This window comes from Ochrobactrum chromiisoli, assembly GCF_026241335.1.
Classification (GTDB): Bacteria; Pseudomonadota; Alphaproteobacteria; order Rhizobiales; family Rhizobiaceae; genus Brucella; species Brucella chromiisoli.
Genome location: NZ_JAPHAV010000001.1, coordinates 179,983 through 194,457, shown reverse-complemented (window position 1 = coordinate 194,457; position 14,475 = coordinate 179,983). Strand labels below are relative to the sequence as shown.

Genomic DNA, 14,475 nt, shown 5'->3' with positions numbered 1-14,475 from the left:
AATCAAACGTCATGAACTGGATCACCAACTACGTTCGTCCAAAGATCAATTCGATGCTCGGACGTCGCGAGATGCCGGAAAATCTTTGGATCAAGGATCCATCGACCGGCGAAATGGTGTTCCATAAGGATCTTGAGAGCAATCAGTTCGTGATTCCCGGCTCGGGCCATCACATGCGCATCAAGGCCAAGGACCGGCTGCGTTTCTTCTTCGACAATGGCGAATATACGACGCTGGAAAGCCCGAAGGTTCCGACCGACCCGCTGAAATTCCGCGACGAAAAGAAATATATCGACCGTCTCAAGGATTATCGTTCGCGCACCGGCATGGAAGACGCGATCATCAATGGTCTTGGCACGATTGAAGGTCTGCCGATTGTCGCAACCGTTCAGGATTTCGGCTTCATGGGCGGCTCACTCGGCATGGGTGCCGGTGAAGCGATCATTCAGGGCTTTGAAAAGGCCATTGAACTCAAACGTCCGCTGGTTCTTTTTGCTGCTTCGGGCGGCGCGCGTATGCAGGAAGGCATTCTCTCGCTTATGCAGCTTCCGCGCACCACTGTTGCTGTGGAAATGCTCAAAGAAGCGGGCCTGCCTTATATCGTCGTTCTTACCAACCCGACCACAGGTGGCGTGACTGCCTCCTATGCAATGCTGGGTGATATCCACATTGCAGAACCGGGTGCATTGATCGGCTTTGCCGGTCCACGCGTGATCGAACAGACCATTCGCGAAAAGCTGCCGGAAGGCTTCCAGAGTGCTGAATATCTGATGGAGCACGGCATGGTTGACATGGTGGTTTCGCGTCTTGAACTGAAATCGACCATTGCAAGCCTGCTCAAAATCATGACCAAGCAACCAGCCAATGCAGACAAACCTGGAACGACCCCGGCCCCGCAAAAGCAACAGGCTGATAACAAGGCAGCGTAATCGTGACAGGAAAAGCTGATGCCGTCATCGAACGGCTGATGCAATTGCATCCAATGGGTTTCGATTTCACACTGGATCGTATTCGCGATCTGTTGGAGAAACTCGGCAATCCGCACCTTAAATTGCCCCCTGTGATCCATGTTGCAGGAACGAACGGTAAGGGATCTGCGACCGCCTTCAGCCGCGCACTTCTGGAAGCGGGCGGCTTCGGTGTTCACGTCCATACCTCGCCGCATCTCGTCAATTGGCACGAGCGCTATCGTCTTGCTTCGCCCAATGGCTCAAAGTTTGTCTCTGATGACGTTTTGGCCGAAGCAGTCGAGCGGGTAGAGCGTGCGAATGGGGACAGCCCAATCACTGTTTTCAAGATCATGACTGCTGTTGCTTTTGTTCTGTTTTCTGAACATCCAGCGGATGCTGTCATTATGGAAGTGGGTCTTGGCGGCAAGCTTGATGCGACCAATGTCATTGTCGATCCAGCCGTGTCTCTGATCATGCCCGTTTCGATTGATCATCAGGCATTCTTAGGCGATAGTATTGAACTCATAGCTGCCGAAAAAGCCGGGATTATTAAACAAGACTGTCCTGTCGTTATCGGCTTTCAGCCCTTTGCAGCAGCACGCGAGGTGCTGATCTCGACCGCAGAAAGGCTCGATTGCCCGCTTTCAATCTATGGTCAGGATTTCCTTGCCTATGAGGAACATGGCCGCATGGTGTTTCAGAACGAGCGCGGGCTGATCGATCTGCCGCTGCCGCGTCTGCCGGGGCGTCACCAGCTTGCCAATGCTGCCGCTGCCATAGAAGCCGTGCAGATGGCAGGCTTCACCATTACCGAAAAGGCCATTGAAAAAGCCATGATGGTTGTGGACTGGCCTGCACGTATGCAGCGTCTCACACACGGAAAACTCGTTGATCTGGCGCCAGCAGCGTCTGAAATCTGGCTTGATGGCGGCCATAATCCCGGAGCAGGCCTTGTAATCGCCGAGGCCCTTGGCGAGCTTGAGGAGCGCTCAACACGCCCTTTGTTTCTGATTACAGGGATGATCAAAGACAAAGATCCGGTAGGCTATTTTGAAGCCTTTGCAGGGCTTGCGCGCCATGTCTTTACTGTATCAATAAAATCAAACGACAAGACAATTCCAAACACCGAACTTGCTGTCAGCGCACAGAAAGCCGGGCTTTCGGCTGAACCTGTGCATTCAGTCGAAAACGCACTAAAGATTTTACGTGATACATGGCCTCATGATGAAGCCCCGCCGCGCATCCTGATCGGTGGTTCACTATATCTTGCGGGCGAAGTCCTACGCGACAATGGAACACCGCCCGTTTAACAAAAAACCCGGCATCAAGGCCGGGTTTTTTATATCTCAAAGACTTGCTGATTAAGCAGCAGAAGCCTTGATCCAGTCAGCAAGGCGGCTCTTTGGAGCAGCGCCAACCATGTTGGCGGCAAGTTCGCCATCCTTGAACATCAAAAGCGTCGGGATCGAACGCACGCCGAACTGTGCTGCGAGTTCTGGGTTTTCGTCGATATTGACCTTGGCGATCTTGACCTGACCGGCCATTTCAGCGGCGATTTCGTCCAGAGCCGGGGCGATCATCTTGCAAGGACCACACCATTCAGCCCAGAAATCAACGACGACAGGCTCGCTCGACTGAAGAACGTCCGACTGAAAATTGCTGTTATCGACTTTTACGGTTGCCATAGGGCTATCCTCATATCTGTTTGAGAGCATAAGACTCATCGAGAAACTGCTCCTTTGATCATATCATGTGGCGCGTCAGTCCGCATTCGTCAAGTTCTGGTTGCTCACCTTTCCTTGAGAGTCGCCCAGCGCCTTAAGCGCCTCTTCCATTGCCTCTTTCGGCAAAGGCAGCAGATATGGCCCTTCGGTGAAGAGCAACGCCGCTTCGACAACCCTTCCCGGATAAAGGGGGCCAAGCAGTTCCCTATAAAGTGCGAGCTGCGCGCGATAGGCGAAAGGCACCGCCTCAATGCTCCTTGGCGGCGGGCGATTGGTTTTATAATCGACAATCAGCACGCGGTTTTCATCCACGCTGATACGATCAATCTGGCCCGAGACGGCATGGTCTTTGCCACCGAGATTGATGGTCCCCATGACCGCCACTTCACCGCGCGATCCGCTCGCGAAGACCGGTCCGAGTTTTGGATCGGCCAGAATGGTTGCCACACTTGCCCAGGCCTTTTGACGTTCAATTTCCGGCCAATCGCTCGCGATGCGTGCCAGATAGCCCTGTGCAAGCGTCTCGCGTTCATCAGCCCCGACTTCCGGCAGATATTGCAAAAGCATATGGATTAACGTCCCGCGGCGAAGAGCAAAGGCGGACGTCTCGCCGCTCTGCCCCAGAACCGGCGACACGATATCGAGCGGTGGCTCCTCATCTGCTTCAATCAGCGCCGATGCGCCCGATGGCGCAAGCGGACGCGGCAGGCCCGGTTCCGGCTTTATCGGCTTCAGATAGGCGAGCGGCAACGGTGGAAGCTCTGCTGCTTGCGCCACTTCAGGCTCTGCAATTTCTGTCAGACCGCGCGGCGTGTTGCGATAGCGACGCGCTGCAACGCCAGATACCGGATGCACAAAGGTTTCTGCCTTGGTTGTCAGCGCATCTTCGACCAGCCTGTGCCATGTCTCGCCGCTTTCACGCGATCCGCGATAACCGCAGACAATCAGCTTATCTTCCGCACGCGTCATGCCCACATAGAGCAGGCGGCGGTATTCTTCTTCGGCACGGGCCTTGAGGCCGTCAATCTGTGACGCAAGAAAGCCGGTTTGATAGCCAGCGTTGGGCTGCCAGAGATAGCCTTTCACCTGCAGGCCAGTATTGGTGAGGTCAAACGGGATCAGCTTTGGCGCGCGCGTCCCGCTCCACACAGCATTGCCCGGATCAACCAGAAACACCACAGCGCCCTCAAGCCCCTTGGCGGCATGAACCGTCATGATGCGCACTTCATTGCGCCCCTGATCAAGCTCGCGCTTGATTTGCGGCGAGGCAGCATCGAGCGTTTCGAGAAAGGCCTGCATGCCCGGCAGACCTGCGCGTTCGGCCGAAAGCGCGTAGTTCTGGAATTCATCGATAATATCGCCAGCTTCCGGTCCAAGCCGCGCCAGAAGCTTACGCCTTGCGCCATCCGCACTCAGAATCCGCGCATAGAATTCGAAGATCGGCATGGTATCGGCCATATTGCGCCAGCGGCTCAATGTCTTATGCACGCCGATCAAAGCCGGGTCTTCAAGGGACGCATGATAAAGGCGCTCAAACAGCGTTTCGCCGCTCTTGCGCGGATGAGCGAGCGCAAACAGCCTGTCATCATCCCAGCCAAACAGAGGGCTTTTGAGAAGAGAGGCCAATGACAAATCATCTGACGGCTGCAACACGAAACGCCCCAGCGCCATCAAATCCTGAATGGCGATATGGCTTGTAAGCTTGAGGCGATCGGCACCAGCCACCGGCACATGGCGCTCTTTGAGCGCACGCGAGAGTGCTGGCATGAACTGATCGCGCTTGCGCACCAGCACCATAATGTCTTTGGGCGCAAGTTTGCGGTTCTGGCCCGGAATGGTTTCACCGCGATCCAGCCAGGTGCGAATGGTTGCTGCAATCTGCTCGGCAAGTTTTATGGCAGGTGCCTGCAAATGATCGACCGGCACACGCCAGTCGTCCGGCTCCTCCACCTCTTCCGGCGTCAGCATATCCCAGATTTCCACCTCGCCCGGCTCTTGATCGCGAATGGCCGAGTGAACAGTGGCACCTGACAAGCCGCGATTGGCTTCTGGGCGTGCAAACACCTCATCCACGGCCTGCAACACATCAGGCGCTGAACGGAACGAGAAGTTGAGGCTGACGCGTTCGAATTTAAGCTCTGCATCAGCGGCACGAAGGCTGACCGCCCTGCCCTGCGCTGCAAAATCCTCTGGCACCGCCCCCTGAAACGAATAGATCGACTGCTTTTCATCGCCCACCGCAAACAGTGTGCGCTGCACGTTGCGCTGACCGAGGCCTGAGAAAAACTCTTCCGACAACATGCGGATGACCTGCCACTGATCGGGGCTGGTATCCTGTGCTTCATCGACGAGAATATGATCAATGCCGCGATCTAGCTTATACTGCACCCACTGCCCTGCACCATTGCGCGCCAGTAGCGCCACGGTGCGGGTAATCAGGTCTTCAAAGTCGAGCAGACCGCGCCTGCGCTTTAAATCATGATAGCGTTGCAGCAGATTATCAATCAGCGTGAGTGCGCTCAGATTAAGCCTTATAAGCCGCAGCTCCTTGATCTTATCAAGACCAAGTTCGACACGAGAAGCAGCTGAGTTAAAATCTTCCTCGAAATCCGGCAGCAGCTTTTTGACCGCAGCCGAGCCGACATAGGAGCCGGATTTTGCCTCGCCCGTCGCTTTCAGAAATGCTGCGCGCAATACCGCTTGCTTATCCGAACTGCTTTTGACCTTGTCATATTGCTTGAGCTGCAACGCAAAATCATGCGCACGCGCCGCACCCTTCTGGATCGACAAAATGAGATCAAGCGTATCGTCGGAAAATTCCGGTACAGGCCACATATCATCCAGCAGATCGGACTCGCGCGTGTCGGGCCTGAAACCGAAATGCCGGTGCAAAGTCTCGCTGCGCTCGTCCACATTGCCAAGCGCTGCAATGTATTGCTGCAAGCCATTGCGTCGCCCCACGGCCTCATCAAGCAGCGCCTGCAAGCCCATCTCGCCCGCCGCCTGCATCACATCGGCAAAGGCGCTCGCAAGCTCGGCATCGCCGCCGCCATGTGCAGTCTCAAGCAGGGTGCGGCGGGCTTCGCCGACAAGCGCCACCTGCATGAGATCGTCCATCATTTCGAAGTGACCAGCAATATTCGCCTCAAGCGGAAACTGATGCAGGATCGCTTCGCAGAATGCGTGGATGGTCTGGATTTTCAACCCACCCGGCGTTTCAAGTGCGCGCGCAAAAAGCCTGCGTGCAACGGCAAGCCGTGTCGCTCCCGGACGCCTGCCTTCGAGCTTGATAAGCCTGTCGGCAAGGTCGGCATCCGGCAACATCGCCCATTCGGACAATCGCGCAAAGACGCGGTTCTGCATGACGGCCGCTGCCGCCTTGGTATAGGTCAGGCAAAGGATTTTCGACGGGTCGGTGCCTTCGAGCAACAGCCGGATAACGCGCTCGGTCAGAACGTGGGTCTTGCCGGACCCTGCATTGGCCGACACCCAGACGGATGCCAAAGGATTGGCGGCACTGGCCTGCGCGTCGATGGTTTCCTGTGGAATGACACGTTGCTTTTTCATTCGCCGCCCTCGCCGCCTGCGTCGCCACCGGCCGACCACTCCAGCACCCGCGCCAGATGATCGTAATCGCCCGAAAGCTCCGTTTCTTTGAACGGCAACGCGCGGGAAAGATAACCCTTAGCCGGATTCTGATATTCTGTGAGCAATTGCGCCAAACGCTGCCATGCCTCTTCGCCAAGAGCGGGTGCGGTCTTTTCCGATGGCGGCCGACCGATCTTCAAAATCGATTCCGGCTTCACCTCTCCGCCTGCCCGCAAGCGCACATAGGTCAGATCGGACGCACGAACCGACCCCAATTCGCGGAAAGCCCCGCGCGCAAGAAGGGCTGCTTCAAGCGCAAGCTGCGGCGACAAGAGGATATGCGCCTGTCTTGGCGATGGCGTGGAACCGGTCTTATAGTCGATCACTTCCGCCGTGCCATCGCGCATCAGATCAATACGATCAGCACGGCCCGACAAGGTGATGCCAAGGCTTTCGACCTCGCGTTTATCCGATGCAATTTCGGCAAAGCGGGTCTGAACATTATAGGCGCGTTCGCGTTCCCATTCGAGAAACTGCGGAATAAGTGCGGTAAAGCGTGGCCACCAGACCGCTTCGATCTCAATGGGCAGATCCATATCTGCAAAGAAATGCCGGCCAAATTCTTCAAGCTGTTCGCTCGCATCAGCTGCCAGCGGATCGATGCCTTCTTCTGTAAAATGTCCGAGAATATCGTGAAACAGCGTTCCACGTTCTGCGGCTGCCGGATCACGGATCAATGGTTCCAACGGACGCAGCTTCAGAATTTTCTTGGCGAAGATCGCATAGGGATCACGGCGCAGGGTTTCAATTTCGGTCACCGAAAAATGCTTGGGCCGCGCGCTCACAGGCGGCTTTGGTTCCGGGCGTTTGACGAACGGCACATCGGGTGCCTGATCAATCTCCCGCGCCCAATGGATGAAGCGCTGACCACGCGAGCGCATATCCTTTGTCACGTCAGCACCCAACACCGTTTCAAGCCGCTGCAACCAGCGCGACGGAATGGTCGGTGCATTGTCTGAGCGCTGCGAGCGTGACAGCACCACATGATCCATGCCGAGCGCCATCTGAAAATCGTGTGCGGCAAGGCCGGTACGGCGCTCAGGCGGATCAAGCGCGATCATCGCCTTCATCGGGCGCGACATGAATGGATCATTGCGCGTCTTGGCAGGCCATGTGCCTTCGTTCAAACCACCGATCACCAGCGTATCCATGGTCTGCAAACGCGCTTCCAGCGCACCCCAGATGAAGACACGCGGATGGCCACCCGGATGTGGCTTGACCGTTTCGCCCGACATCAGGGCTTCAAGAATTGCCGGCCATTCAATGGCCTCAAAATCAAGTCCCGCTTCGCTCGATACGAGCTGACGCAAAAACGAAGCCAGCTTCTCGCCATGCTCGCCGGAATAATAGCGTGTGACACTGCCACTTTCGTCACGCGCCAGATTTTCAAGCGCTTCCACAGTTACATGGCTGATCTCGCCGATATCTGTTCGCCGGTTAATCACAGCAAATGGTGCCAGTGGCGCAACAGCCTCTGACAGGCTCACGCAAAGCGCGCGCGCCGCTTCAATCATGTCGGGCGTGACGGTTGCGTGCCATGCCGGTCGCCATGACTGGCTGGCACTCTCTTCCATGCGGCGGTCGAAAAATGAAGGCAGATCGATGATCGATGCCCTGCCCGTGCCGCCGCGAAATGCCACCAGTTCGAGCGTTTCCGCAGCCAGTCGCCGCTCGATACGCTTGCCACCAAGCCGTAACATCGGGTGCTTGACCAGTGCCAAGAGTGCCACCGGATCACCGGGATTGAACACGGTTTCGACCATGAGACGCATCAGCGTTGCGGTTTCAATATCCCGCAAATGCCGACCGCCGGAATCATCGGCATCAATGCCAAAGCGCGCGAGTTCGCCCACCACGCGGCGCGCAAGATTTCGATCCGCGGTGACGAGCGCCGCCGTCTTGTTTTCATCGCTGATCGCATCACGCAACGCCAGAGCCACGGCCAGCGCTTCCTCACGCTCATTGGCGGTTTCAATCAGATCGATCTTCTGTGCTGAGTGCAGCAATGCTTGCGGGCGCATATCCGCATCGCGGTTAAGCAGGCTCCATGCATCGGTGGTCTCCGCCGGGCGCAATGCTTCGCTGACCACACGCTCCAGCACGCGCTTCTCTTTCGGCATATCTTCGATATGCTCGACATCGTCGCGTGAAATTCCGATGGCTTGCAACAGCTTGTGCAGACCATATTGCGGGTGGCCGAAGGTGGAGGGATTATCATCCGATGCCCCCAGCAACTTCCACGCGCCTTCATCAAGATCACGGTCCAGCCCCGGCAGAACCACAGCCCCTTGTGGCAGTCTGGCAATCGTTGAAACAAGCTCGGCGGTCGCAGGAATGGAACCCGTGGAACCGGCCGCGATCACAGGACCTTGAGGCGGATGATCCTGCAAACGCCGCACCTCGCCCCAGATCAGCGCGTTGCGGTGCGCTGCCGGATTGGACAGCTTGCGCTCGTCCAGAATTTCCGGCCAGAGTTTCGTGACAATATCGAGAAAGCCAAGCGTGACCTGCCACCAGTCGGCCAGATCATCGGGTGCAATGCTTGCAAGCTCACTCCATGTGGCGTTGTCGGTTTCGACCTGATCCATCAGACCTGCGAGATCACGCGCCAGCCAGATCGCGTCGGAAGTGGTGGCTGGAACCGACACATCCTCAACACCAAAAAGCGCCCGCACATGTTCAGGCAGCGATTCACGCCATGGACGAATGAGCCGTGCCAGCAGCAACAGCCGCTCGGCCTTGCCGATTGGTGGATTGAGATCGAAGGCGCCGCTTGTGGCTGCGTTGAAAAAAGCCGCATCCTCGTCCACGTCACCCAACGGGCGGATGGTGGGCAGGATCGCTGATTTAGCCGGATTCATATCGACCAGAATGGAACGGAGCGCACGCGCTGCACGCCGCGTCGGCACATAGATGGTCGCGTTGGCAAGCGCCAGCGGATCAGCGGCATCACCCGGAAAACCTTCCACCAGACGGCCTTCCAGAAGCGCTCTGGCAAAGGCTGGCAGAAATGCGGTGCCGGATGGAATGGAAAACAGTTTTGGTGCTCTCAAATCAGTTCTCCATTCAGAGCGCGTCCCGAAAAATGTGAAACTGTTTTCGGACAAAGATGCGCGTCAAGAAATACGTAAAGCGGAAAGTGCTGCCTCCGCCTCGTCGATGGCTTCCGGTGTTCCCACCGTGAGCCAGTGCCCAGTCATGGGCATACCATATAAGCGCCCGGCTGCAATGGCGTCATCAAAATAGCGATTGAGTGATGAAACACCCGGCTCAGCTTTTGCAAAAATACGCGGATGCAGAATTGCAGCACCGGCATAGATGACGGGATCACCCGCGACATCCCGCAGACGGCGCAAGCGGCCCTCATCATCGGCAACGAAATCGCCCTTGCCTTCAAAGCCGGTTGCCTGATCAAGCCGCGCGGTCATGAGAAGAATGTCCATGCGCGCATCGTCCCAGACATGCGCCAGCGCCGAAATATTCGGCTGTGCTTCATCACCCACCCAGAACGTATCGGCATTGAGCACATAGAAAGGCTTGCCGCCCAGTTTCGGAAGCACATTGATGATGCCGCCAGCGGAATCAAGCAGCAAATCACGCTCGTCAGAGATTGTAATTTTCGGCTTTGTGCGACTGCCAAGATAGGCAATCAGTTGGTCGGCTAAATAATGAACATTGACGATTGTATTCTCAACGCCTGCTATTGCCAGCGCATCTAGACCCCAGTCGATCAGCAGCTTGCCCGAAACCCTAACCAAAGGCTTGGGCATGGTTTCGGTGATCGGGCGCATGCGCTTGCCAAGACCGGCTGCAAGCATAATTGCTGTGTCAGGACGTGTCATTGTTTCTCCAGCAATGCGAGATCATCAAACCATTTGGCGACCGGCGCCATGACCGGATGCTTTAAGACACGGCTAAGATAGTCGTGAATGCGGGGCAGATGCGCGAGATAATGTGGTTTACCATCGCGCTCATCGAGCCGCAAGAAGAGACCCAGAAGCTTCGAATTGCGCTGTGCGCCCATAACGGCATAGGCCTTGCGGAAAGCCGTTTCGTCGAGCACATGGCCAAGCTTGCGGCGTTCATCCAAATAGGCTTCCACCACTGCCTTTTCGAGCTCCGGTGTAACCGTCACACGGGCATCAAGCGCCAGTGAAGCCACGTCATAGGCGGCAGGGCCGATCATCGCATCCTGAAAATCGATTGTGCCAATTTTGTTTGCGCCTTGCGCAGTCTCAAACCAGAACAGGTTTGGCGAATGATAATCGCGCAGCAGCAGACTTTTCTCGCAATCGGCAATCGCGTCGAGAACCTTGTGCCATGCCGCCTCATAGGCCTGCACTTCTTTGTCAGTCAGCTTGCGGCCCATCATGCGTGGTGCATACCATTGCCCGACAAGGCTCACTTCCATGAGCATCGCGTCGCGATCAAAAGGTGCAATGATGTGATCTGGATAGCCTGCAACCGGCGCATGATCAGGCCACTTGACCCCATGAAGATGTGCGAGAAACCGTCCCGCCGCTTCATAGCGTTCAGCCACGGGCTCACCCGATGAAGCGCGAATGCCTTCAAGCCCAAGATTTTCGAGGATCAGCAGTCCCGCATCAATATCAACGGCGCGCATTTGCGGCACGCGCAGGCCATGACTGGCAAGAAGACCGTCAATCGCAACAAAGGCCTGAATATTCTCTGCAATATGCGCAAGCTGTCGATAGGATTTTCCATCACGCAATGGCGGATCATAGGGCATCGCGGGCGCATTCATTAAAATTTCCACGCCATGCGCGCTTGTGATGATCTCATATTTGCGTGGTGAAGCATCGCCCTGCAAATAGCGGCGTATGGCCCCCACCCGGTCATTCTTTTCAAGAAAGTCGCGGATTTTCAGCGTGCGCTCTAGACGCGTAATGGCAGATTCTGGTCCGCTGATTACGATGCGCCGCCCTGCCCCTTCATGGGTGAGTGTCACGGCAAAGCTTGGCTCCGGCAAAAAGCCTTCTGCCTGCTCCGGCCATTCCGACAGCACAACACCATCGTCGAGAAATTCGACAAGCCCCAGCTCATCCAGCTCTTCGCCATGCGAAATCCGGTAAAGATCGGCGTGGGCGACAGGCAAGCGCAGCCCCTCATAGCTTTGAACAAGGGTAAATGTCGGGCTTGGAACTTCAAGCCCCTCATCATCAGCAATCGCGCGAATGATCGCGCGTGCGAGCGAAGATTTACCCGCGCCCAGATCGCCCGATAAAGTCACAAGATCGCCCTTGACCAGCGCCAAAGCGAAATCTTCGCCAAAGCGCCTGGTGGCGGCCTCATCGGGCAGGAAACATTCAAAGTTAAAGACGGGGGTGCTCATAAAGCCCCATTTACCCTATTCGGCAGCAACACGGAAGCTGCGTGCTTCTGATGGGAAGCGGCAAATCACAGTCGTGCCAATATCTGCGCCGGTTTCGATTTCCACGCGACCGCCATGCAGTTCGACAAAACTTTTCACAATCGAAAGGCCAAGCCCTACGCCGCGTCTGCGACCACCATTCTGATAAGCCTGGAAACGCTTGAAAACCGTATCCAGCACATCATTTGGCATGCCGGGGCCATCATCATGCACGGCAAACAGGATCTCCGTGCCATCACGTCTAACCTCAAGTGAAACGGTCGAACCTTCCGGTGCATAATTGGAGGCGTTGGACAGGAGATTAAACAGCACCTGACGCACGCGGTTGGCATCAGCACGGAACGTTTCGACATCATCGGCAATATCGATGCTCAGCCCGATGTCATGCTCCTGCAGGCGCTCGCTGACCCGCTTCGCGGCAGCTGAAATCTCGGTCATAACGGCGACATCATCAATATCGAGCTGCATGATACCGGCATCCACCGTTGCAAGATCAAGAATGTCGTTGACGATGGTCAGAAGCACTGCGGATGATGTGCTGATGTGATCCAGATATTCAAGCTGGCGCTCATTGAGCGAGCCGAAGGCAGGCGTTTGCAGCAGTTCGGTAAAGCCGATAATATTGGTCAGCGGTGAGCGAAGCTCATAGGATACATGCTGCACGAAATCATTCTTGATCTGATGCGCAAGTGAGAGCGCTTCGTTCTTTTCCTTAAGCGCGCGCTCAACGCGCACGGTATCACTGACATCGATAAAGGTCAGCATGGTCTGGCCTTTCGGCAGCGGCACCACAGCATAGGACAGGATAATGCCGTCATCCAGCTCCACCTGCCCCATGCGCCCATTGCGCTCGTCCAGAAAGCCGGTGACAGAAGAAACAAAATCGTCCCAGATGCCATCGCCGCCGCGCTGGCCGCAGAGCTTGGAAATGGTCGAGATATGTGTGCCTTCAACGGCAATGGCCGCTGGCAGCGCCCAGAGGTCGGCAAAAGACGGATTGGAAAGGCGCAGACGGCCATCGGAGCCGAACACCGCAACCGCTTCCGCCAGATGATCGAGCGTTTCGCCCTGCACCTTGATCAGCGTGTTGTAACGGCCTTCAAGCTCGAATTTCTCGGTCATGTTCTCAAAGAACCATGTCACGCCGCCCTGCGGGTGCGGATTGGCAACCACGCGCAGAATGCGCGTATCCGGCAGGTGCCACATATGTTCCTCCGGCTCGACAGCGCGATAGGCTGCGAGCAGAGAATCCTTCCATTTGCGCCATTCCGGCTGCTCGGGAAGCTTGCCTTCGGAACGGAGCCGATCAAGAAACAACGTGTTGCTTGGGTGGGTTTCGAGCCAGGCCGTATCAAGCGACCACAGCGAAACGAAAGCCTGATTGAAGAATTGCAGCTTCATATCAGGATCAAAAATGGCAACTGCCGTTGAAAGCTGATCGAGCGTCTCAGCATGGCTTTTCAGCGTGCGGCTCAATTCTTCGCGAACCTGCTCGATTTCGCTCAGATCAAAGCCAAGACCGGCGGAGCCTGCATCCGTGCTCACATCCGTCACATCGTAGATGCGGCGGTCGCCCCGCACCACGGCAGGCAGTTTTTCATAAAGATCCGGCTCGGCAAAACGATCACGCTCCAGACGCTGGCGCGCCTGAACGCCAAACAATTCGCGCCCTTCCGAACTTGCCTGCGTGCCATCTGCTGCATCGACCGCGCGCGCATAGGCTCCATTGACCCATTCGATATGCCCGTCCGAGCCACGCACCCAGACCGGCTGTTCAATGCGATCAAGCAGATGACGCAGAAGTGCAAGCTTCTCGGAGAATTCGCGATTTTGCGACTGAAGGGCGGCACGTTCGGCCTGTACCCCCTCAAGGCTCAGAAAACGCACCACAGCAAAGCTGCCCGACGTGCGTCCATAAACATCAAGCAGCGTGCCATTAACAGTTTCGACCGTCAGATCGAAGGCATGGGCCTGCTCGCGCAAGGCTGAAACCGCACGTTCAAGCTCGGTGACGGCCTGCGGGCGCAACCAGCGTCCAAAAGCCAGAAAGGTTGAACGATCCTGCGGTGCACCGCAATCAAAGGGCAGTTGGCCGACAACATCGGCCCGCGTGCCCTGGGCGTCCCAGACAACAATACGCTGATCTTTGAGATTAAGCAGAGCGTCATTGCGCTGCGCAATCAACCCCATATCCGAGAGACGCGAGCGCAAATCATTGTTTTCTTGGGCAATTTTTGCCCGATCGCGAATGAGCCAGCCAGCCGACAAAAGAGCTGCACCCATTGCGCCCAGAAAGATGGAAAACTGGATGACTTCGAAAGCGCCGACGCTGCCGCCAAAGGGCAGCGCGATACGGGCGGAATGCTCCGCATCCTGCGCAAAAGCCGGCGCTGCCGCAACCAGTGCGGCAAAGGAAACCGTTGCCTTGAGGATGACCCGTTTGAGAGGGCGAAATCCAAGCGAAGGCGAGCCTTTCAGATCTCTGCCTGCGCTGAATGCGGATTTGCTCCGCAAGCTCCCCGTTGAGCCGACTTCTGGCATGTTTCCCTTGTCTCCGCCGCCCGGAAGCACCCTCAAAAAGAGGGCCCCCGTATTTCAAAATTCTTTATTCCGGCTCTCTCACATCGCCACAATGCTGAAAGCCAGAGCCGTTTTGAGGATAAATAAGTCGACCGTCTTTCGTCTTTGCAGACAAAACACGCCCAACGCAAACACCCGTCAAAACACATTGATTCGTCTTCACAATACCCTCCCCGTGAAT

At 56.3% G+C, this 14,475-nt stretch carries 8 protein-coding genes; 2 read left to right on the top strand and 6 right to left on the bottom strand.

The features are described from left to right. The first annotated feature begins 11 nt into the window (after window positions 1-11). Both accD and OPR82_RS00950 read left to right on the top strand, forming a co-directional pair. The gene (accD, locus tag OPR82_RS00955) at window positions 12-929 is read left to right on the top strand and encodes an acetyl-CoA carboxylase, carboxyltransferase subunit beta (protein ID WP_265982480.1); all 918 of its coding nucleotides are present in this window, start codon (window positions 12-14) and stop codon (window positions 927-929) included. 38 nt (window positions 930-967) lie between these two features. Beyond that, the gene (locus OPR82_RS00950) at window positions 968-2,260 is read left to right on the top strand and encodes a bifunctional folylpolyglutamate synthase/dihydrofolate synthase (RefSeq protein WP_265983808.1); all 1,293 of its coding nucleotides are present in this window, start codon (window positions 968-970) and stop codon (window positions 2,258-2,260) included. A gap of 51 nt (window positions 2,261-2,311) precedes the next feature. On the opposite strand, the gene trxA is transcribed toward OPR82_RS00950, so the two are convergent. From trxA to OPR82_RS00920, 6 genes are all read right to left on the bottom strand, one after another. Next, window positions 2,312-2,635 (bottom strand): thioredoxin, encoded by a 324-nt coding sequence (trxA, locus tag OPR82_RS00945; RefSeq protein WP_007872546.1) that lies wholly within the window; start codon window positions 2,633-2,635, stop codon window positions 2,312-2,314. Between the two features lie 75 nt (window positions 2,636-2,710). Beyond that, a complete protein-coding gene (addA, locus tag OPR82_RS00940; protein ID WP_265982475.1) occupies window positions 2,711-6,241 on the bottom strand; it encodes a double-strand break repair helicase AddA in 3,531 nt (1,176 codons plus the stop codon). Continuing rightward, window positions 6,238-9,375: a double-strand break repair protein AddB gene (addB, locus tag OPR82_RS00935; protein WP_265982473.1), complete on the bottom strand. Its 3,138-nt coding sequence runs from the start codon at window positions 9,373-9,375 to the stop codon at window positions 6,238-6,240. Before addB ends, addA begins: the two co-directional genes overlap by 4 nt. A 63-nt stretch (window positions 9,376-9,438) precedes the next feature. After that, entirely contained in the window at window positions 9,439-10,164 is a 726-nt protein-coding gene (locus OPR82_RS00930; RefSeq protein ID WP_265982472.1) for a nucleotidyltransferase family protein, read from the bottom strand. Then, window positions 10,161-11,675, bottom strand: coding sequence for a tRNA (adenosine(37)-N6)-threonylcarbamoyltransferase complex ATPase subunit type 1 TsaE (gene tsaE / locus OPR82_RS00925; RefSeq protein WP_265982471.1), 1,515 nt, complete (start codon window positions 11,673-11,675; stop codon window positions 10,161-10,163). The genes OPR82_RS00930 and tsaE overlap by 4 nt, the downstream gene beginning before the upstream one ends. A 15-nt stretch (window positions 11,676-11,690) precedes the next feature. Next, a complete protein-coding gene (locus OPR82_RS00920) occupies window positions 11,691-14,255 on the bottom strand; it encodes a sensor histidine kinase (protein WP_265982470.1) in 2,565 nt (854 codons plus the stop codon). Window positions 14,256-14,475 lie beyond the last annotated feature (220 nt).

Excerpts from the sequence above, each read along its gene's own strand:
- accD (WP_265982480.1), top strand. The coding sequence starts at position 12 with ATGAACTGGATCACCAACTACGTTCGTCCAAAGATCAATTCGATGCTC.
- OPR82_RS00950 (WP_265983808.1), top strand. The coding sequence starts at position 968 with ATGCAATTGCATCCAATGGGTTTCGATTTCACACTGGATCGTATTCGC.
- trxA (WP_007872546.1), bottom strand. The coding sequence starts at position 2,635 with ATGGCAACCGTAAAAGTCGATAACAGCAATTTTCAGTCGGACGTTCTT.
- addA (WP_265982475.1), bottom strand. The coding sequence starts at position 6,241 with ATGAAAAAGCAACGTGTCATTCCACAGGAAACCATCGACGCGCAGGCC.
- OPR82_RS00930 (WP_265982472.1), bottom strand. The coding sequence starts at position 10,164 with ATGACACGTCCTGACACAGCAATTATGCTTGCAGCCGGTCTTGGCAAG.
- tsaE (WP_265982471.1), bottom strand. The coding sequence starts at position 11,675 with ATGAGCACCCCCGTCTTTAACTTTGAATGTTTCCTGCCCGATGAGGCC.
- OPR82_RS00920 (WP_265982470.1), bottom strand. The coding sequence starts at position 14,255 with ATGCCAGAAGTCGGCTCAACGGGGAGCTTGCGGAGCAAATCCGCATTC.